The sequence below is a fragment of the Pseudomonas sp. RL_5y_Pfl2_73 genome (assembly GCF_963970515.1).
Classification (GTDB): Bacteria; Pseudomonadota; Gammaproteobacteria; order Pseudomonadales; family Pseudomonadaceae; genus Aquipseudomonas.
On sequence record NZ_CAXAPD010000024.1, the window covers coordinates 11,857 to 31,234 of the forward strand.

General features: G+C 60.5%; 13 protein-coding genes and 3 pseudogenes. 10 read left to right on the forward strand and 6 right to left on the reverse strand.

Translation table 11 applies throughout. From position 1 onward, the window contains the following. Window positions 1-159: 159 nt before the first annotated feature. The 4 genes from AACY42_RS21200 to AACY42_RS21215 form a co-directional block, all read right to left on the reverse strand. On the reverse strand, window positions 160-1,485 hold the full coding sequence (locus AACY42_RS21200; RefSeq protein ID WP_339482070.1) for a hypothetical protein: 1,326 nt from the start codon (window positions 1,483-1,485) through the stop codon (window positions 160-162). Between the two features lie 82 nt (window positions 1,486-1,567). After that, window positions 1,568-2,917 (reverse strand): aminotransferase class III-fold pyridoxal phosphate-dependent enzyme, encoded by a 1,350-nt coding sequence (locus AACY42_RS21205; protein WP_024619773.1) that lies wholly within the window; start codon window positions 2,915-2,917, stop codon window positions 1,568-1,570. Window positions 2,918-2,928: 11 nt separating this feature from the next. Continuing rightward, on the reverse strand, window positions 2,929-4,350 hold the full coding sequence (locus AACY42_RS21210; RefSeq protein WP_339482072.1) for an aldehyde dehydrogenase family protein: 1,422 nt from the start codon (window positions 4,348-4,350) through the stop codon (window positions 2,929-2,931). A gap of 84 nt (window positions 4,351-4,434) precedes the next feature. Further along, window positions 4,435-5,883 carry an APC family permease gene (locus tag AACY42_RS21215; RefSeq protein ID WP_339482073.1) on the reverse strand — a complete coding sequence of 483 codons (1,449 nt, stop codon included), beginning with the start codon at window positions 5,881-5,883 and terminating at the stop codon, window positions 4,435-4,437. A gap of 517 nt (window positions 5,884-6,400) precedes the next feature. Between AACY42_RS21215 and AACY42_RS28760 the strand changes: the two are divergent. From AACY42_RS28760 to AACY42_RS21240, 6 genes and pseudogenes are all read left to right on the forward strand, one after another. After that, window positions 6,401-7,594 (forward strand): annotated as a pseudogene (locus AACY42_RS28760) (PDC sensor domain-containing protein); the annotation flags it as partial. 261 nt (window positions 7,595-7,855) lie between these two features. Further along, window positions 7,856-8,452: pseudogene (locus AACY42_RS28765) on the forward strand (methyl-accepting chemotaxis protein); the annotation flags it as partial. A 95-nt stretch (window positions 8,453-8,547) separates the two neighbouring features. Beyond that, the gene (locus AACY42_RS21225; RefSeq protein WP_339482075.1) at window positions 8,548-9,717 is read left to right on the forward strand and encodes an efflux RND transporter periplasmic adaptor subunit; all 1,170 of its coding nucleotides are present in this window, start codon (window positions 8,548-8,550) and stop codon (window positions 9,715-9,717) included. A gap of 3 nt (window positions 9,718-9,720) precedes the next feature. Next, window positions 9,721-12,816, forward strand: a complete 3,096-nt coding sequence (locus AACY42_RS21230) for an efflux RND transporter permease subunit (RefSeq protein ID WP_339482076.1) — start codon at window positions 9,721-9,723, stop codon at window positions 12,814-12,816. Window positions 12,817-12,935: 119 nt separating this feature from the next. Then, window positions 12,936-13,349: pseudogene (locus AACY42_RS21235) on the forward strand (dihydroxy-acid dehydratase); the annotation flags it as partial. A 138-nt stretch (window positions 13,350-13,487) separates the two neighbouring features. Further along, window positions 13,488-13,706 carry a tautomerase family protein gene (locus AACY42_RS21240; RefSeq protein ID WP_339482077.1) on the forward strand — a complete coding sequence of 73 codons (219 nt, stop codon included), beginning with the start codon at window positions 13,488-13,490 and terminating at the stop codon, window positions 13,704-13,706. 210 nt (window positions 13,707-13,916) lie between these two features. Here AACY42_RS21240 and AACY42_RS21245 read toward each other — a convergent pair whose 3' ends face one another. Continuing rightward, window positions 13,917-14,408, reverse strand: a complete 492-nt coding sequence (locus tag AACY42_RS21245; RefSeq protein WP_339482079.1) for a TetR/AcrR family transcriptional regulator — start codon at window positions 14,406-14,408, stop codon at window positions 13,917-13,919. Between the two features lie 214 nt (window positions 14,409-14,622). On the opposite strand from AACY42_RS21245, the gene phlG reads away from it, so the two are divergent. After that, a complete protein-coding gene (gene phlG / locus AACY42_RS21250) occupies window positions 14,623-15,504 on the forward strand; it encodes a 2,4-diacetylphloroglucinol hydrolase (RefSeq protein ID WP_339482081.1) in 882 nt (293 codons plus the stop codon). 19 nt (window positions 15,505-15,523) lie between these two features. On the opposite strand, the gene AACY42_RS21255 is transcribed toward phlG, so the two are convergent. Beyond that, on the reverse strand, window positions 15,524-16,150 hold the full coding sequence (locus AACY42_RS21255) for a TetR/AcrR family transcriptional regulator (RefSeq protein ID WP_339482082.1): 627 nt from the start codon (window positions 16,148-16,150) through the stop codon (window positions 15,524-15,526). 424 nt (window positions 16,151-16,574) lie between these two features. Here AACY42_RS21255 and AACY42_RS21260 point away from each other — a divergent pair, with 424 nt between their 5' ends. The 3 genes from AACY42_RS21260 to AACY42_RS21270 are packed head-to-tail and all read left to right on the forward strand — an operon-like array spanning window position 16,575 to window position 19,336. Next, entirely contained in the window at window positions 16,575-17,657 is a 1,083-nt protein-coding gene (locus tag AACY42_RS21260; protein ID WP_339482084.1) for a hydroxymethylglutaryl-CoA synthase, read from the forward strand. A gap of 31 nt (window positions 17,658-17,688) precedes the next feature. After that, window positions 17,689-18,885 carry a thiolase family protein gene (locus tag AACY42_RS21265; protein ID WP_339482085.1) on the forward strand — a complete coding sequence of 399 codons (1,197 nt, stop codon included), beginning with the start codon at window positions 17,689-17,691 and terminating at the stop codon, window positions 18,883-18,885. Between the two features lie 10 nt (window positions 18,886-18,895). Further along, window positions 18,896-19,336, forward strand: a complete 441-nt coding sequence (locus AACY42_RS21270) for a Zn-ribbon domain-containing OB-fold protein (protein WP_018600485.1) — start codon at window positions 18,896-18,898, stop codon at window positions 19,334-19,336. Window positions 19,337-19,378 lie beyond the last annotated feature (42 nt).

Sequence of the window (19,378 nt, forward strand, 5' to 3'; positions counted from 1 at the left end):
ACCGCTGCCCTGTAGGAGCTGTCGAGCGAAGCGAGGCTGCGATCTTTTCGCCCCCATTGAGTCTCAACGAAAGATCAAAAGATCGCAGCCTTCGGCAGCTCCTACAGGTCCCGACGGGGCAAGCTCCCTCGCCACAAAGTTTATCGAACAGCCCCTGCCTCAGAACGGCACGACCACCGTCACCTGGCTGTACACGTTGGTGCCATTGCCCGCCACTTGATTGCCCCCGGTCGTTGCATCCCGATCCGGCTTGTAGAGGCCTATCAGCGGCGTGATGATCAAGTGCTCATTGACGGCCCACTCGGCATACAGATCCAGCTCGCGGGCATCCAGGTTAAGGGCGCTGTCTTTACGCACGGTGTTGTAATCGAAGTACAACGCCCCGAGGGTCAGGTTCTCCAACGGTGTGGCTGTCAGGCCGACATGATGAATGCCCGTGTTGCTGTTGAAGGGCCCGGCATAATTGCCCGCGACTTCACCCTGGAACCAGGTGCCGTAGCCCGTGCTGAGCCCGGTGAACAGCGAGTCCCACTTCTGGGAATAGCGGGTGTAGCGGTACGTCAGTTTCGGGGCCCAGGCGAGATCGGTAAAGGTGTAGCCGGCCTCGGCGTACCAGGCGTTCTGCGGGCCGGCGTCCTTGTCCTGCCAGGCGTATTCGAATGCCAGGCTGGCGTTCTCGATGCCCGCGTCGCCCTCACCACGAATGCTGTAGACGTCCATGCCCTTGCGTTGCTTCTGGACATCGCTGGCCCACTGCTCGTTCACGTCGATGCCATGTATCCAGGTCAGCCCCAACGTGCCCGCCTTGGCGGTGTAATCGAGCGTGCCGGCGGCCAGTTCGGTTTCGGCCTGGGCGCGGTTATCGGATTTGAGCCACACCACACTGCCATGCAGCCCATCCTGCCCGCCCAGACGTAATACGGCGGTTTGATCGAACGCGTGGCGGGCAGCCAGGTAATAGGCGCCACCGCGATTCAAGCGACCATCGGCAGGCCCTTTGCCCAGGTTCGGCCCGTCATCGTTGATCAAGAATCCCCTGCCCAGCTTGACCACCTGGCGGCCGCCGGAGATATCGACGCCGTCCTGTCCCAGTACGGGGAACAGATCGGCGGAACGCCAACCCAGGTAAGCGTCTTCAATCTTCGTCGTGCGCTCGCTGCCCAGCGTATTGCCGGCCGCGTCGCCATCGCCCCAGGTGGCGGAGCTGACCAGGCTGAACGCCCCGTAGGCGGTGCCATGGCCGGCCAGGCCCTGGTCGCCGCTGACGCCATACTTGATGAAGCCTTCGCGCCAGGTTGAACCACCTGGCCTGCCGTCGTAGTTCTTGCGGCTGTTGAAATGACCGAACACGGCCAGCATGTCGGCGTTGAGGTGAGTGTCGTCATCGGCATACAACTCATAGGCCTGGACCTGACTCGCGGCGCAAAGCGCCAGCGTACAGGCAAGGCCACTGCCGAAAAATTCCATACGCGATAGGTTCCGCATGGCGGGAGCTCCTTGTGGTGCGCCTTTTGAAGGCTGTCTTTGTATTCAGGAGCCGGCGCAGCACGCTGCGCCGGCTTGCAGGCTAGCGGCAGTCGGCAAGCGCGCTGTCCAACGCGCCGACCATCATGGCGGCCTCGTCGGACGTGAGGGTCAGCGGCGGCGACATCACGATTTTGTTGCCTATCGGGCGCATCAATACACCGGCCCGGCGCGCCTGCTCGGCGATGCGCGAGGCCAGGCCCGTAGCAGGATCAAGCGGCTCGCGCGTGGCCTTGTCCGCCACCAGGTCCACAGCGATCATCAAGCCCTTGCCGCGCACTTCGCCCACTACCGCATAACGTTCGGTCAGCGGTTGCAGTTGTTCCAGCAACTGGGCACCGACCTTCCCGGCGTTGCCCGGCAAATCCTCGGCCTCGACGATGTCCAGCACCGCCAGGGCCGCCGCGCAGGCAGTCGGGTGCCCGCTGTAGGTGTAGCCGTGCATGATGACGTTGCTGAAGCCCGGGCCGTTCTCGATGGCATCGACCATGCGCTGGTTGAAGACCGTGGCGCCCATGGGGATGTAACCGGCGGTGATGCCCTTGGCCAGGCACAGTACGTCCGGGGCGACACCCCAGCCACGACTGCCGAGCATGCAACCGGTGCGGCCGAAACCCGTCACCACTTCATCGGCGATCAACAGGATGCCGTGGCGGTCGCAGACTTCGCGCAGCCCCTTCCAGTAGTACGCCGGCGGCACGATCACACCGCCGGCACCTTGCACCGGTTCGGCGATCAGCGCGGCAATGGTCTGCGGGCCGAGCAGCGCGATCTGGTCTTCCAACTGACGAATGCAGTGCGCGGTCAGTTCTTCCGGATCGCGGCAGTCCCAGGGGTTGCGGTACAGCCACGGCGTGTCGAGCAGATGACAGCCGGCCAACAGCGGCCCGTGGTTGTAGTGATAAACCCCATTGCCGCCCACTGATGTACCGCCCACGTGCACGCCATGGTAACCATTGCGCAATGAGAGAAAGCGCGTGCGCCCTGGCTCGCCGCTGGCGATCCAGTACTGGCGGGCCATTTTCAGGGCCGTCTCGACCGCGTCGGAACCGCCGGAACTGAACAACACCCGGGTCATGTTTTCCTGGGCGAACATCGACGTCAGCCGCTCGGCCAGGTCGAACACCCGCGGATGGGCGATGCCGTCGAAGGTCTGGTAATAAGCCAGTTCGTCCAGCTGCGCGGCAATGGCCGCCTTCACTGAAGCTCGATTATGGCCCACGTTCACGTTCCACAAACCGCCGACACCATCGAGCATGCGATGGCCTTCGATGTCGGTGATGTAGTTACCGTCGCCACGGGCGATGATCAACGTCTTGGAGCGGTTGGCTGGCGCCGAAGAACTCATCGGGTGCCAGAATTTTTTTTGTGCTGTCTTGTAGTGCTCGTACATGGTTGCAGTCCTCACTCTGTTTCACGCTTGCGTACGTACAGCAGTTGCTGGCCGGTGAACTCCAGCAACCCTTCAAGGCCGAACTCGACGCCGAACCCGGACATCTTGCTGCCGCCAAACGGCGTATTCGGCTGGATCTGCGCATGGCAGTTGACCCAAGCCATGCCACATTCCAGGCGACTGGCCAGGGCCTGTGCCTGCTCGCTGTCGCGTCCCCAGATCGATCCACCCAGGCCCATGTCGCCCGCATTGGCGCGACGCAGGACATCCTCGACATCCTGGTAGGCAATCAGCGGCAACACCGGCCCGAACTGCTCCTCATCCACCAGGCGCTGCCCGTCGGTCACATCGGCGACCAACGTCGGCGGATAGAAAAAGCCCGGGCGGTCCAGACGAGCACCGCCGCACAACACGCGTGCGCCCTGGGCACGGGCATCCGCCACCAGCTCCTCCACCAGCGCCAACTGTTCGAGGTTCTGCACCGGGCCAAACGTGACCCCGGGCGCCAGGCCATCCCCCACCACCTGCCGTCGGGCGATCAGGGTCAGGGCTTCGGCAAAAGCCTCGTACTGGGAGTGGTGGATGTACAAGCGCTTGAGGGCGGCGCAGGTCTGCCCCATGTTCAGGAATGCAGCCTGGAAAATATCTTCGGCGACCGCCTCGACCGAGGTGCCTGGCAGCACGACGGCGGCATCGTTGCCGCCCAGCTCCAGGGTCAGGCGCTTGAGGTTGCCGGCGGCGCCGCGCATCACGCTTTGGCCGGTGGCGGTCGAACCGGTGAAGACAATCTTCTGGATGCCGGCATGGGCAGTGATCGCGCTGCCGAACCCTTGTTCACCGGTCACGCTATTGATCACGCCCCGAGGCACGTGGCGAGCGATGACTTCCACCAGGCGCAGGGTGCTCAAAGGGGTCAGGCTTGACGGTTTGCTGATCACGCAATTGCCGGCCCGCAACGCCGGCATGATGTGCCAGACAGCGATCATGAACGGCCAATTCCAAGGCGTGATCGACGCGACCACACCCAACGGCTTGCGGTGCAGTTCAATGCGCTGGGTCGGGGTGTCTTCCACCAACTCCACGGGAATCTGCTGCTCGGCGGCATAGCGCGTCCAGGCCACCGCGCCCATCACTTCAGAGAACGCCAGCTCCAGTGGCTTGCCCTGTTCCTGGACAATGAGCCGGGCCAATGCTTCGGCTTCCTGCTCGAGATCGGCGGCGATGCTCAGCAGGCGCTGACGGCGATCTTCATGGGTGCTGTGTCGCCACTCGATGAAGGCCGATTGCGCTGCTTCGACAGCGAGGTCCAGCTGGGCCAGGGAACCGGCCGGGCATCGAGCGAACACCGTACCGGTCGCCGGATTGAGCACATCAAAGTGCCCGTTCTCACCGTCGACCCGAGCCCCATTGATGAGCATTTGATAATCGTGCATAGCACCTTCCTTTCACGCGCTGACGAACCGTGCCGAACGACAGCGGACTTGTTTTCTGGGTGGATTGACGTTGTGCGTAACGCCTTAGAGCTTGTGGCTTCCCAGCGCCGTGAATCGCTCAGGTGATGCCTTGCGCAATCGAGCCGCGAGGAACACGCCGACGATCAGCGCTGCGGGAATCACCGCGCAAAGGCCATAGGACAAGAGCTGGCTGGCGCCGGTCAGCACGTCGAAATGAATCACCGCAAGGGCCAGGACCGCCAGCAATGCCAGGCACGAAAAGACCGGAAGAATCCGACCGCGCCAGAGCCCCAGCTTCAGCTCCGGGTGAGCGCGGAAATAGACAAACACCGCCGCCGAGGTCAGCGCCATGAGCAAGATCACGCACAGCGTGGCCAGGTTGGAAAACCAGGCGAACAGCTGAAGGATCGGATCGGCGTCCAGCGCGGCGAAGATCAGTACCACCACCGCCGCGATCAGGCTTTGCAGGACCGAGCCCATGTGCGGACTCTGGTGCACGCGATGGGTGGTGCCCAATCGGCTGTGCAGCAAACCGTCGCGGCCGATGGCATAGAAGTAACGGGCCGCAGCATTGTGAAACGCCAGCAGCCCGGCGTAGATGCTGACCATGAACAGCACGCGGATGATCTGGGTCAGGTGCGGGCCGACAAAGTGATCGGACATGCCGTAGATGAACGTCGTCGGATCCTGGAGCGCCTGCAAGGTCGGCACGATCTTGTCGGCCCCAATGCCGATCACCATCGCCCAGACCGACAGGGCATAGAAGCCACCGATCAACAGCACCGAGCTGTAGGTGGCAATGGGAATCGTGCGATGCGGATTCCTGGCCTCCTCGCCGTAGATGGTGGTGGCCTCGAAGCCGATGAACGCCGCGAAGCAGAACAGCAAGCCGATTGACGGCGTGCCGCTGAACACATGGCTGCGCTCGAACGAATCGAGATTGATACCGCTGTCGCCACCGGTCTTGAGAATGGCAAAATCCAGCGTCAGGATCGCCAGGTACTCAGCAATAACCACCACCGACAGCACCCGGGCCGACAGGTCGATCTTGCGATAGCCAAGCACCGCGATGCTCGCCATCGCCAGGAGCGAATACGTCCACCAAGGCAAGTCCAGGCCAAAGACACTGGCCATCGTGCCACTGACCACGCCGCCGAACATGCCGTAGAGGCCGACCTGGAGAATATTGTAGGCAAACATCGCCAACACCCCCGCCGCTCCGCCGGCCAGGCCACCCAGGCCGCGGGAAGTGAAGGCATAGAAACCACCGGCGTTGGTCATGTGACGGGACATGGCGGTGTAGCCCGCCGAGAACGCCAGTAACACCAGCAAGGCCAGGATCAGCAATGCCGGTGTGCCAGCGCCGTTGCCCAGCATAATGCCAATAGGGAAGCCGCCGGCGATGACGCTCAAGGGGCTCGCCGCCGAAATCACAAAGAAGATGATGAAACCGACACCCAAGGCGCCGCGCTTGAGCTCCGTCGAGCTGCTGATCGGGAAAGATACGCTCATTGTTCTTGACCTTATTGTATGAGGCAGTTGTTGCTGGATCGCAGACGGCCAGCTTCGCCGACTTCCAAAAGCTTATTGTTCTGCTTGCACGCTGGATTCGATGCTAGGCCCTGGCCGAAACCCTTCGCTATCCCAAAACGGCAGCATCCAAGACTGCGCCCCAAAACAGGTCAGTCCAATGCTGTAACGCCGACAAACCCGTCTCCCGCTGGGTCTGGATGGCGCTGTAGGAGCTGTCGAGCGAAGCGAGGCTGCGATCTTTTCAGCACCATTGAGTTTCAAGATAAAGATCAAAAGATCGCAGCCTTCGGCAGCTCCTACCGCAGGCCAGAGGGCATTCTGTGACCCGGGGTTCAGCGTTTTATTGAGTGACCCGCATTAGTCCGCTGTCGGCGCACAACGGCTGCCGATTCGGGATAACCGGCAGGCGCTTCCTGCCGCAAGATAGCCTCGCCCGCCCTTCAAACAGTGCTGGGCCCAAAACAAATAAAAGCCCCTAAGCGCAGGAAACTTCAGCATGTTCTTGGCTCGTCTCTCTATCCAATGGCGGATCACGCTCTTGAGTGGCCTGTGCCTGCTCGCCGTCGTCGGGGCGTTGACCGGCGCCTCCCTGTATCAGAACCAGCAAGGCGCCACGCTGCTCAAGCAGCAAAGCAGTCAACTGCTCGGGCGCTCGGCACTGGAAGGTTTACAGGCGCAGGGCCTGGCCCACGGTCAGCGGGTGGAACGCTTTTTCAGCGAAACAGCGATCTATGGAGAAGGTTTTGCCCAACAGGTTCTGCAACTGCGCGCCCAGGCACTGAACGGGCGACTGACGCCAGGGCAACTGCGCCGGGACCTGATCGTCGCGACCCGCCAAGCCCTTCAGAACCGCGAAAAAGTCCTCGGTTTCTACGTGGTGCTGCTGCCCGACGCGCTGGTCGGTGAAGATGCGGGTTTCACTGGTCAACGCGATCTGGCCGGCAATGAAAAAGGTCGCTTTGCCCTGTACTGGTCGCAAAGCCAACCCGGCCATTTGGTGCAAGAGGTGCTCAGCGAAGCCCAGATCAGCGCCAACACCGCACCTCCGGGCAGCGAGCCGGCCAACGCCTGGTACGTCTGCCCGCAGACCCTGGGGCGCACCTGCGTGACAGAGCCCTACGCGATCGAGGTTGAAGGCCAGAAGACGTTGATGAGCAGCATCTCCATACCGTTGCTGGACCAGGGCAAAGTCATCGGCGTGGTGGGCATGGACATCAGCCTCGAGACCCTCCAGCAACTCGCCGCCAGCCTTGCCAACGACCTGTATCCCGGCCACAGCGAGATCAACATTCTTTCCCCGTCTGGGCTAGTTGCGGGCCAAAGCGGCACGGTTGACGGCATCTCCGTCGACGTTCGACAAGCCGTGCAAACCGTCCCCGACAATCCCCCCTGGCAATTGCAGATACGCGTGCCCAAAGCGCTTGTGCAAGCACCGGCCCAGCACATGCAGGCGCAGTTGGACGACAAGTATCGCCAGGCCAACTGGTTCAACCTCAGCCTCGGCTTGCTGGCGGCCGGCCTGGGATTGTTGCTCATCTGGCTCACCGCTTACGGCGTGACCCGGCCGCTGCTGCGGGTGGCGCACATGCTCGATGCGATTGTCGACGGCGACGGCGATCTCACCCAGCGCCTGCCCAACGACCGCCACGATGAATTGGGCCATCTGGCCCAGGGCTTCAACCGCTTTCTCGACAAGTTGCAACCCATCATCCGCGATATCCAGCAAGCCTCCCTGGACACCCGCAACACCGCCGATACCTCGGCGCAGGTGGCCCGGGAAGTCAGCGCGGGCATGCACACGCAGTACCGGGAAGTCGAGTTGGCGGCGACCGCCCTACATGAAATGAGCACCAGCGCCCAGGAAGTGGCCCGCCATTCCCACCAGGCAGCCGATGCCGCCACCGTCGCCGAAAACGCCAGCCGATCAGGGCGCGAATTATTTGCCAATGCAGTCACCAGCATCGACAGCCTGGACCAGCGCCTGGAGACCACGCTTGAGCAAGTGCAGGCGCTGGCCGGCAACAGTCAACACATCGGCCAGGTGCTGGATGTGATTTGTGCCATTGCCCAGCAGACCAACCTGCTGGCCTTGAATGCCGCCATCGAAGCGGCCAGGGCCGGTGAACAGGGACGCGGCTTCGCCGTGGTGGCCGACGAAGTTCGCCATTTGGCCAGCAACACCCAGAACTCGGTCGAGCAGATACGCACGGTGATCGAAGCATTACAACAGTTGAGCCAGGCAGTCGTGCACAGCACCCAATTGAGCCGCGAACAGGCCAGGGACAGCGTCGTTCAAGTCGAAAAGACCCAAACGGCGCTGCAACACATCAGCGACGCGGTGGAAGTGATCGAGCACATGAACCAGCAGATCGCCAGCGCCGCCCTGGAGCAAAGCGCTGTTGTGGAAGACATCAGCCATCGCGTCAGCGACATTCGCGGGATCAGCGAGACCTTGACCAGCCGGATGGAAGAAGCCTCGCAGGCGAGCCACTCGCTGCATGCCATGGCCAACCGTCAACAGCAGTTGGTGGGGCACTTTCGAGTTTAAGGATGCTTACACAATTTCACAGAGCGCCTACAAAGCTTCACCCCTGTCGTTGGCCTTGATCCCTACCATGGGCGGTTCAATAGTGGGGAAGCACCATGTCCAAGATTCCTGTCGTCACACTGAGCCTGTTGGTCGGCCCACTACTGCTCAGTGGCTGTGATAGCGCCTCGACCCCGCAAGCATCCGACCCGCTGGCAAGCGTGCGTGTCGAAACCGTCCAGGCCCGGCCGCTGTCGATCAGCAACGAGCTGAGCGGCCGGATCGCCGCGCCACGGGTCGCCGAAGTCCGGGCGCGGGTGGCCGGCGTGGTCTTGCAGCGGGTGTTTCGTGAAGGCCGCGACGTCAAACAGGGCGAGGTGCTGTTTCGCATCGATCCGGCGCCGTTCAAGGCCGACCTGGACAGTGCCGAGGCGGCGTTGCGCAAGGCCGAGGCCAATGCGTTCCAGGCTCGCTTGCAGGCCCAGCGTTATGCCCAGTTGATCGATGACAAGGCGATCAGTGGCCAGGATTACGACAACGCCCGGGCCAGCGTGCGCCAGACCGCCGCCGATGTCGCTGCCAGCAAGGCTGCAGTGGCACGGGCGAAACTGAACTTGGGGTACGCCACGGTCACCGCGCCGATTTCCGGACGCATCGGTCGCGCCCTGGTGACCGAAGGCGCCTTGGTGGGGCAGAACGAAAGCACGCCGTTGGCGTTGATCCAGCAACTGGACCCGATCCACGCCGACCTCACGCAATCGACCCGCGAACTCAACGACCTGCGCCGGGCCTTTCGCGCAGGGCTTTTGCAAGCGGTCGGCCAGGGCCAGGCCAAGGCCACGTTGATTCAGGACGATGGAAGCCCCTATCCGCTGCCCGGCAAGTTGCTGTTCACCGACCTCAGCGTCGACCCAAGCACCGGTCAGATCACCCTGCGCAGCGAATTCCCCAACCCCGACCTGGACCTGCTGCCGGGCAGTTTCGTCCGCGTGCGCCTGGAACAGGCGATCAACAGCCAGGGCATCACCGTGCCGCAACGAGCGATCCTGCGAGACAGCGCCGGGGTTGCCCAGGTGCTGCTGCTGGACGCCGAACAGAAGGTCAGCCAGCAACCGGTGCAACTGGGCGCAGTGCAAAGCGATCGCTGGATCGTCACGCAAGGTTTGAAACCCGGCGACCGCATCGTCATCGAAGGGCTGCAACACGCCCGTCCCGGTGAGCACGTCCGGGTCGATGACACCCCACTTCCCCTCGCCCAGGTTCCCGGGCCACAGGCAGGACACTAAGCCATGCCGCAATTCTTCATCGACCGCCCGGTGTTCGCCTGGGTCGTCGCGCTGTTCATCCTGTTGGCCGGCATCCTGGCCATCCCGCAGTTGCCGGTGGCGCAATACCCGGTCGTGGCCCCGCCACAGATCGAGATCTACACCGTCTACCCGGGTGCTTCGGCGCAAACCGTGGACGAAAGCGTGGTCAGCCTGATCGAGGAGGAGCTCAATGGCACCGATAACCTGCTGTACTTCGAGTCCCAAAGCAGCCTGGGCAGCGCCACCATCACCGCGACCTTCCAACCCGGCACCAACCCGGAACTGGCCCAGGTCGACGTGCAGAACCGCCTCAAGGCCGTGGAGTCACGCCTGCCGCAAGCGGTGACCCAGCAAGGCTTGCAAGTGGACAAAGTGTCTGCCGGCTTCCTGTTGCTGATCACCCTCACCTCCAGCGACGGCAAGCTCGACGACGTGGCCCTCAGCGACTACCTGGCGCGCAACGTGATGAACGAGATCAAGCGCCTGGACGGTGTCGGCAAGGCCCAGTTGTACGGGGCCGAACGGGCCATGCGGATCTGGATCGACCCGCAGAAACTCGTCGGCTTCAACCTGACCCCGGCCGACGTCAATGCCGCCATCGTGGCGCAGAACGCCCAGGTGTCGGCCGGCAGCCTGGGCGATTTACCGAGCCGCAGCACCCAGGAAATCACCGCGACCATCGTCGTCAAAGGCCAGCTCAACACGCCGCAGGAGTTCGCCGACATTGTGCTCAAAGCCAAGCCCGACGGCTCGACGGTGCGCATCGCCGACGTGGCACGGGTGGAAATCGGCAGCCAGGAATACCAGTTTTCCACGCGTCTGAACGGCAAGCCGTCCACCGCCGTGGGGGTGCAACTGTCGCCGGGCGCCAATGCCTTGAACACCGCGACCCTGGTGCGGAACAAGATGGACGAGCTGTCGCGCTACTTCCCGGCCGGCGTGGAATACAAGATTCCCTACGACACGTCGCCCTTCGTCAAGGTCTCGATCACCAAGGTGATCTACACCCTCGGCGAGGCGATGTTGCTGGTGTTCGCGGTGATGTTCCTGTTCCTGCAGAACATCCGCTACACCCTGATCCCGACATTGGTGGTGCCGGTGGCGCTGATGGGCACCTTCGCGACGATGCTCGCGCTGGGGTTCTCGATCAACGTGCTGACGATGTTCGGCATGGTGCTGGCCATCGGCATCCTGGTGGACGATGCCATCGTGGTGGTGGAGAACGTCGAGCGGATCATGGCCCAGGAAGGCTTGTCGCCCAAGGAGGCCACACGCAAGGCCATGGGACAGATCACCGGGGCGATCATCGGCATCACCCTGGTGCTGGTGGCGGTGTTCATTCCGATGGCCTTCATGCAGGGCTCGGTGGGGGTGATCTACCAGCAGTTCTCGCTGTCGATGGCGACCTCGATCCTGTTCTCGGCGTTTCTCGCCCTGACCTTGACCCCGGCCCTTTGTGCGACCTTGCTCAAACCGGTCGCCCAAGGTGATCACCACGCCAAGACTGGTTTCTTCGGTCTGTTCAACCGTGGTTTCGACCGATTCGGCGAGCGCTATCAAGGTTGGGTGGCCTATGCGGTCAAACGTAGCGGCCGTTATCTGCTGATCTACGGCCTGTTGCTGGTGGGCATGGGCGTGCTGTTCAGTCGCCTGCCCTCCTCGTTCCTGCCGGTGGAAGACCAGGGCTACACCATCACCGACATCCAACTGCCACCGGGTGCCAGCAAACACCGTACCGTCCAGGTGGTGGAACAGATCGAAGCTCACAACGCCGGCGAACCGGGGGTCGGTGACAGCACGATCATCCTCGGTTTCAGCTTTTCCGGCAGCGGGCAGAACGCGGCCCTGGCCTTCACCACCCTCAAGGACTGGTCGCAACGCGGCGCCGATGATTCGGCGGCGTCGATTGCCGACCGTGCCAACTTGGCGTTAAGTCAAATCAAGGACGCCATGGTGTTCTCGGTGCTACCGCCGCCGGTGGACGGTCTGGGCACTTCCAGCGGTTTCGAGTTCCGTTTGCAGGACCGTGGTGGCCTCGGCCATGCCACCTTGATGCAGGCCCGCAGCGAATTGCTCGCCGCCGCCGACAAAAGCCCGATGCTGATGAATGTGCGTGAAAGCGCCCTGGCCGAGGCACCGCAAGTGCAACTGGAGGTCGATCGCAAGCAGGCCAATGCCCTGGGTATTTCTTTTGCCGACGTTGGCAGTGTGTTGTCCACGGCGGTGGGTTCGACCTACATCAACGACTTCCCCAACCAGGGGCGTATGCAACGGGTGGTGGTCCAGGCCGAGGGCGACCAACGCAGCCAAGTCGAGGATTTGCTGAAGATTCATGTGCGCAACAACAGCGGAAAAATGGTCCCGTTGTCAGCCTTCGTCCAGGCCCGCTGGACCCAGGGGCCGGCGCAATTGACCCGCTATAACGGTTATCCGGCGGTGAGCATTTCCGGTGAGCCGGCACCGGGCTACAGCACCGGGCAAGCCATGACCGAAATCGAACGGCTGGTGGCCCTGGGGCCGACGGGCCTGGGCCAGGAGTGGACGGGGCTGTCCTTGCAAGAACGCTTGTCCGGCAGCCAGGCACCCATCCTGTTGGGCCTGTCGCTGCTGGTGGTGTTCCTGTGCCTGGCGGCGCTGTATGAGAGCTGGTCGATCCCGACCTCGGTGTTGCTGGTGGTGCCGCTGGGTGTGCTCGGCGCGGTATTGGCCGTGTCGTTGCGCGGCATGCCCAACGACGTGTTCTTCAAAATCGGGCTGATCACCATCATCGGCCTGTCGGCGAAGAACGCGATCCTGATCATCGAGTTCGCCAAGAGCCTGTACGACGAAGGCCACGACCTGATCGACGCCACGCTCCAGGCTGCCCGCCTGCGCCTGCGGCCGATCATCATGACGTCGCTGGCGTTCATCCTTGGCGTGGTACCGCTGGCGATTGCCACGGGTGCCAGCTCGGCAAGCCAGCAGGCCATCGGTACCGGAGTGATCGGCGGGATGATCAGCGCCACGCTGGCGGTGGTGTTTGTGCCGGTGTTTTTTGTGGTGGTGATGAAGCGTGTCAGGCGTGTTGATCCCAAGTGAGGCTAGGCCGGAGCACCGCTATCGCGAGCAAGCTCCCACATGGGATCTCCAGAGGACACAATATCCGCGTGCATCCGGAGTCCTTCTGTGGGAGCGGGCCTGCTCGCGAAGGCGGCGTCTTCGACACCCCGCTCAAGCACCGCGCCGGTTTCATCGTGCTCAGCGGCAATTTCTTCGACAGCGCGATCATGAAGGTGCCGGTGGTGGACGAAGCGTTTCGCAAGACCTACCTGTCCGAGCCCGGCGCCGAGAACAGTTTCGAAGCCCGGACCATCGTGCTCGAAGGTCCGGAGGATTACCACGCGCGCATCGAAGTGGACCTCAATACCCGCACCGTGAACCTGCTGATCGACGACGAAGAGATGACCCAGCGCCGACGCGAATGGACGCCGAATGCCCCACCCTCGCAAACGCCCTGGCAGGAACTGTACCGGCAACGGGTGGGACAGCTTTCCACAGGGGGCTGCCTGGAGCCGGCGACATTGCAGCTGCGCGTGATCGCCCGCAGTGGTGAACCGCGTCATTCACACTGAGTCCAGACGGCCGATTGTTCACGTACGTTGAATGCTGATGCCAACCCAGAGGGATTTATTCCAAGGGCGTAAAGGAGAAACATGCGCGCCAGGGGCTTTCGCCCTGCCTCATCTTTCTCACACCCACGGAGTCGATCCATGCCATTTGCCAACTACAAATTCCCCGAAGGAATCCTGGACCACGCCCGCAAAGAAGAGATCATCCATCGCACCACGGAAATGTTCGTCGAGTACTTTGGCGAGGGGGTTCGGCCGTTCACCATGGTCCTGGTCGAAGAGGTGGCAGACGGCGGATGGGGGCGCGCTGATGAAACGCTGACGCAGGCGAAGATGGGGTTGCCTGCCAAAGGACAATAGCGCCTGTGGAGCATCAACGATGCATCGCGCTCCCCGTTGGCTACTGTGACGGCACCCGTCGCCATCGGTAGCCCCCAATAACCATGGAGCGTCAGTTTGCAGCATCGTGCGCAGTCGCCGCCACGGCCTGGAGCCCACCAAGGGCATAACTCATCATGTGATCTATCAAACCCTGCGGCTCGAGACTCAAGCCTTGCAGCACATGCTGTTTTAACGGTTGATGGGCGATAAGCAAAAAAAGACAAGGGGCGAAAACGCTGATGGCGCTGCGCAACGTTGTCGGATGATCGCAGGCAAGTTCATGATTTGCCCCAGCAAGCCACGCAGGATGTGCGCCTTGGGAAACGACTGCTCCTTGAGCACCACCTCAAACTCAGGAGAAGGCGAAAGTATTTCGCGCGTGAGCACTTTCAGCGCCCAGCCATCCGGATGGTCGTGCAGGCGTTCAACCAGCACGGTGATGAGGGCACGTAATTTGTCTTGCGGTGAGCCGGGCCGCTCATTAAGCGAAACCAGAGTTTCCATGCGCACCAACCGAGCGTGGGCTTCGAGCAATACCGCGCGGTACAGGCCCTCTTTGTTTACGAAATGATAATTCACCGCCGCACTGTTGGCTTGCGAACGTTCGCAAATCTGCTTGCTGGTGGTGTTGGCCAACCCCTGTTCGGCAAACAACTCACCCGCTTTTTCCAGAATCTGCAACCGCGTTGCCTGCCCATCGAGTCGCGAAGCACGAGGCAGGGAAGGCTTGCCAATGGCATTGTCCATGAGCTCATCTCTTTATAGTTCTAATTCAAATTTGACTTTTTATTTCAGCCTACCTATTTTGGTCCCGTCATTGTCCCTTTACAACACCGCGCGAGGACTTCGCAGCCGATGCTGCGGGCTTTTCACGCACTACCAAGGAAATACCGTCATGGAAGCGCGCGTAATGACACCTTTCACCTACTTCTCATTGCCAATGCAGAAGCAGTTCCTGGCCAATCAGCGGGCCATCCAAGGCAAACCCTACGCCGACTTTTTCCGCTCGAAAATCAGCGTGCCGCTCAGTGCAGTCGAAAAAATACAGCAAGGCCCCATGGCCTTGGCTGATACCTTGACGCCGAGCGTTGAAGACCTTAACCGCATGCTCGCTGCTGATTTCATTAGCGAAGAGGCCGGATACGCCCTGCTGCCAGGGCCGATGGCCTACGTGCAAAGTCGCAAGTTTTTCCCCAACTGCACAGCTGAGATGCTCAAGTGGTGGTTCATGTGGCATCCACTGGAGGCTGAACGCTACACCCTGTGGTTTCCTTATGCCCATGTGGAAAACCCCTGCGTTCATCACGAGCGCCTCCTCGACGACTCTCTGAGCTTCGAGGAGCGCTTGTACGGCAATACCTTTTGCGCCTCTGAGTACGTCGGTGACCGTCTCATGCACCTGCACATTGATTTCAGGGACCCCTGCGAGCTGGGCTTCTGTCCGGATCTGTACCGCGAATCCAAAATAGACGGCAGCGTCAGCGCCTTGATGAGCCTGGCCCACGAACCGCAAGTGCCAGTGTCATTGATGGCGCACTTGTTCAAGGAATGCCCGGAAGGTTTGTACCTGACGAGCCGTTACTGGGTCGGCAGCCACCCTGCCATGCAGCGTTTTCCAGGCGCCGAGCGAGCCGCTCAGCTACTGGAAGAAAACGGTCTGGGGGAAGTGGAGCTGGAAACCCTGGCTTATGAATTTGCCGTGCATGACTTGTGTGAATTCAACCACCTGGCCAGCATCCTGCCGAGCCTTCATGCACAATTCAGTGGCACAAAGTAAGGACAACCCCACCCGATAATCAGGCTTCGGCGGCGCCCTGAACCGCTGCCGAATTCGTGCGCAGTACCCCGTTCATCAGAAGTGTCGTGAATTCATTGATATCCGCTTCCACCTCCAACTGCTCGGTCAACAGCCGGTACCAGCAAAACCCGAAGATCATGTCCAGGAGCAATTCACGCGACGTATCCTTGGGCAACTCGCCCTGCTGAATGGCATTTTCCACCAGCTTGCGAGGCAACTCCCTACGTCGCTCCATGAATTCGTCTTTCAGTTTGGGCAGCGTGCTGGGATCGAGCTGAGCCTCAGCAATGACACACCGAAAAGCCTCCCCGCAAATCGTTTCTCGCCAGACCTTCCAGAGATTGAGCAGCAAGAAATTGAGGTTCTCCTTGAAGGAGCCTTTATCAGGCTCTTTGCGAATCTGCTCGCTTTCACTCTCGTAGACCTCGGCGATCAAGGCTGCCTTGTTACCCCACCATCGGTAGATTGTCGGTTTACTGGCGCCAGCACGGCGAGCCACAGCCTCGATGCTCAACCCCGAATAACCGCACTCCTTGAGTGTTTCTATGGCAGAAACAATGATCGCTTTGTGCGTGTGAGGGCTCCTCAATGAACCAATGGAGCTCCGAGATGGTTTACGGGCCATAAATCAAAATCTCCAATATGGCGCTTGACAAAAGAGACTCAGGGTATAGGATTCTCTCGAAAAGCAATGAAACGGATCGTTTCGTTTCGTTTTGTATGTTTATTTGATCTCAGCTTCTGCTTAGCAGCGGGTCTCTTGAGCGTTTATTGCCTCCACGTAGGGAAATCGGAGAAAAAAATTCATAATTTTTTAACGCGACCTTAACGATACGGCACGTTTCGTATCATACATAATGATTGGACGGAAATAAACCTATTGTTCACAGGTTGACCGACAGGTTCTGTCTCCTGAACCCCCCCGATTTACGGGGCATAGGACCGCCAGTATCACTTTGCGAGCACCAATAGATAGTTTCTAAATATTTCATGCACCTGTCACGGCTTTCTGCCAGCGGGTGAAAGAACGGAATCTGGAGGAAGTACACATGAATAAAGTAGGAATTGTGAGCTACGGCGCGGGCATCCCGGTCTGCCGGCTCAAGGTGGACGACGTGATCCAGGTGTGGAAAAACACCGATCTGAGCTTGGTAAAGGGTCAATTGGGCGTTCTTGAAAGGGCTGTGCTGCAACCTGACGAAGACGTCATCACCTTGGGCGTGCTCGCCGCCCAACGCGCGCTGGACAAAGCGCCGCCGCGTCCCCTTGAAGCGCTATATCTTGGCACCTGCACCAATCCTTATGACTCCCGGGCCTCGGCCGCGATCATCCTGGAAATGCTCGGCTGCGGCTACGACGCCTTTTGCGCAGACGTACAGTTTGCCGGTAAATCAGGCACCAGCGCCCTGCAGATTGCATACGCCCTGGTGGCGTCGGGCATGGTGGGCAACGCTTTGGCGGTGGGCGCCGATACGATCAACCGCAACACCGCCCCCGGTGATTTGACAGAATCCTACGCCGGAGCGGGGGCCGCTGCCCTGCTGTTGGGTACAGAAAATGTGATCGCGCATTTTGACGCAAGTTTTTCTTGCGCAGCAGATGTCGCTGACAACATCAGGCCTCAGGGGGATCGCTATATCCGGTCGGGAATGGGACTGGGCTCGGACAAGAACAGCATCGGCCTTGAAGACCAGACTCGTCGTGCCGTCTCGGGATTGATGGCCAAAATCCATGCGCAGGCCGCTGATTTCGACTATGTCGTCTTCCAGCAAAACCTGGTGTCGACCCCCTACTCTCTCGGCAAGCACCTGGGATTCACGACGGCGCAAATCGAACCTGGCATCTATGCCCAGAGTGTCGGTGATGCTGGGGCAGCGAGCCCTTTGCTGGGCTTGGTCAACGTCCTCGATCAAGCGCGTCCCGGTGAAAGAATCCTGGTGGTTTCCTATGGGTTTGGTGCGGGCAGCGATGCCATTGCCTTGACTGTCACCGACGCCATCGAAGCCTATCAAAAGACCAACGTTCCGCTGCGCACACTGCTGGAGGATAAGTACTACGTGGATTACGGGACGTCGATCAAGTACGAGTTCAAATACTTGCGGCCTGACTATGCCCTGACGGCCTATCTCTGATTCCAATCCATCCAGCAAGGAGCACCTTCTTATGTGCGCACGACGCGTTGCTATCGTTTCGGCTGCCTATACCCCTAAACCGGGCAGTTCCAGAGTTCGTCAGACTTTCAAGGAGATGATCGTCGAGTCAGCCTACCAAGCGCTCAACGCCATCAAGATGCACCCCCGCGAACTCCAGGCAGTTGCCTATGGCTACCACGGCGAAGGTATTTCTGAATACGGCGGCCTGGGCCCGACCATCTCCGATGCCTTGGGTATCAGCCCTGCCCCCACGTTCATGAGTACGGCCAACTGCACCAGTAGCTCGGTGTCTTTCCAGATGGCTCACCAAATGGTCGCCTCAGGTGAATACGACATCGTCCTGTGTGGCGGTTTTGAAAAAATGACCGACCACATCAACTACGCCGAATACATCGGCTCCAGCACTGAATGTGAATACGATTATTTCCTCGGCATCTCACACACAGACGCCTTCGCCCTGGCGACCGCCGAGTATTTTGAAAAATTCGGTTATGCAGGACGCGAAGCGGATGTATTGGCGACTTTTGGGCGGCAGATGCGTATCTATGCCCATAACACCCCCACGGCTACCCGCTATGGCGTACCTATTCCGTCCCTCGAAGCACTCAAGAGTAGCGAAGCCTGTGGCTCGATGCTGGCCTGGGGTGAAGCCAGCGGTTGCGCCATCCTGGTGGCAGAACACCTTGCGCACCGTTACACGACCCAACCGGTATTTATCCGTGGCTGTGCCTACACCGGTGTATCGCACTATTTCGGCACGCGCTATCACAACCCGACGTTGCAATTTCCGGGACTGCCAAAAGATGTAGGCATGGCGGTTTCCGCCAACTCGATGGCCTGCGCCGAAATCGCCTACAAAAAAGCCGGTATCACAGCAAAGGACATCGATGTGGCGCAAGTCTACGACTTGCTGGGCGCCGGGTTGATTCAAATGGAGTCCATGGGCGTATGTGGTCCAGGCCAGGCCGGCGACTTCGTATTGGAAGGCGGCATAGCTCTTGACGGGCAACTTCCCCTGAACACTGACGGCGGCAACATCGGACGCGGCCACGCCTCCGGTTGCGATGGGATTTTGCACATTACTGAGTTGTTCCGACAGCTTCGCGGCGAGTCCAACAACCAAGTCAAAGGCGCCCGTATTGGTGTCTCGCAAAACCTGGGCGGTTACGCCGCGCACAACAGTGTCATTGTGCTTTCCAACGATTAAGGAGCCGACCATGTCCCTTTACCCTGAACAAATTCACCGCATGACCACTGCCAGCATGTTGCGCGAATGGCGCGAGCACGGCGGCAAATACCGTCTCGAAGGCAGCCGTTGCCAGGATTGCGACGAGATCTTCTTCCCCCGGCGCACCGTCTGCGGCGCGTGCAATTCATTAAATGTGGAACCGTATCGCTGCGCACGCACCGGCACGATCCAAGTCAGCGCCCATGCCGAGAATCCGATACTGGCGGCCATGGGCTACGGCGAAACCGTGCCTCGTTTCATGGCGATGGTGCGTCTGGATGATGGCCTGGTGATTGCCTCGGAAATCGTTGATGTCATCGATCCCCGGCAAGTCGTCAGCGGTGCGCCCGTGCGCATGGTTATTCGCAAACATGTCCGGGAAAGCAACTTGGCTTGGCAATATGCCTACAAATTTGTATTGGTGAAATAACAAACAAGGCGTCCGCTACACCCCGTTCTTTCGATAACAACA

Bases quoted from the DNA above. Each gene is read 5' to 3' on its own strand.
- AACY42_RS21200 (WP_339482070.1), bottom strand. From the start codon at position 1,485: ATGCGGAACCTATCGCGTATGGAATTTTTCGGCAGTGGCCTTGCCTGT.
- AACY42_RS21205 (WP_024619773.1), bottom strand. From the start codon at position 2,917: ATGTACGAGCACTACAAGACAGCACAAAAAAAATTCTGGCACCCGATG.
- AACY42_RS21210 (WP_339482072.1), bottom strand. From the start codon at position 4,350: ATGCACGATTATCAAATGCTCATCAATGGGGCTCGGGTCGACGGTGAG.
- AACY42_RS21215 (WP_339482073.1), bottom strand. From the start codon at position 5,883: ATGAGCGTATCTTTCCCGATCAGCAGCTCGACGGAGCTCAAGCGCGGC.
- AACY42_RS21225 (WP_339482075.1), top strand. From the start codon at position 8,548: ATGTCCAAGATTCCTGTCGTCACACTGAGCCTGTTGGTCGGCCCACTA.
- AACY42_RS21230 (WP_339482076.1), top strand. From the start codon at position 9,721: ATGCCGCAATTCTTCATCGACCGCCCGGTGTTCGCCTGGGTCGTCGCG.
- AACY42_RS21240 (WP_339482077.1), top strand. From the start codon at position 13,488: ATGCCATTTGCCAACTACAAATTCCCCGAAGGAATCCTGGACCACGCC.
- phlG (WP_339482081.1), top strand. From the start codon at position 14,623: ATGGAAGCGCGCGTAATGACACCTTTCACCTACTTCTCATTGCCAATG.
- AACY42_RS21255 (WP_339482082.1), bottom strand. From the start codon at position 16,150: ATGGCCCGTAAACCATCTCGGAGCTCCATTGGTTCATTGAGGAGCCCT.
- AACY42_RS21260 (WP_339482084.1), top strand. From the start codon at position 16,575: ATGAATAAAGTAGGAATTGTGAGCTACGGCGCGGGCATCCCGGTCTGC.
- AACY42_RS21265 (WP_339482085.1), top strand. From the start codon at position 17,689: ATGTGCGCACGACGCGTTGCTATCGTTTCGGCTGCCTATACCCCTAAA.
- AACY42_RS21270 (WP_018600485.1), top strand. From the start codon at position 18,896: ATGTCCCTTTACCCTGAACAAATTCACCGCATGACCACTGCCAGCATG.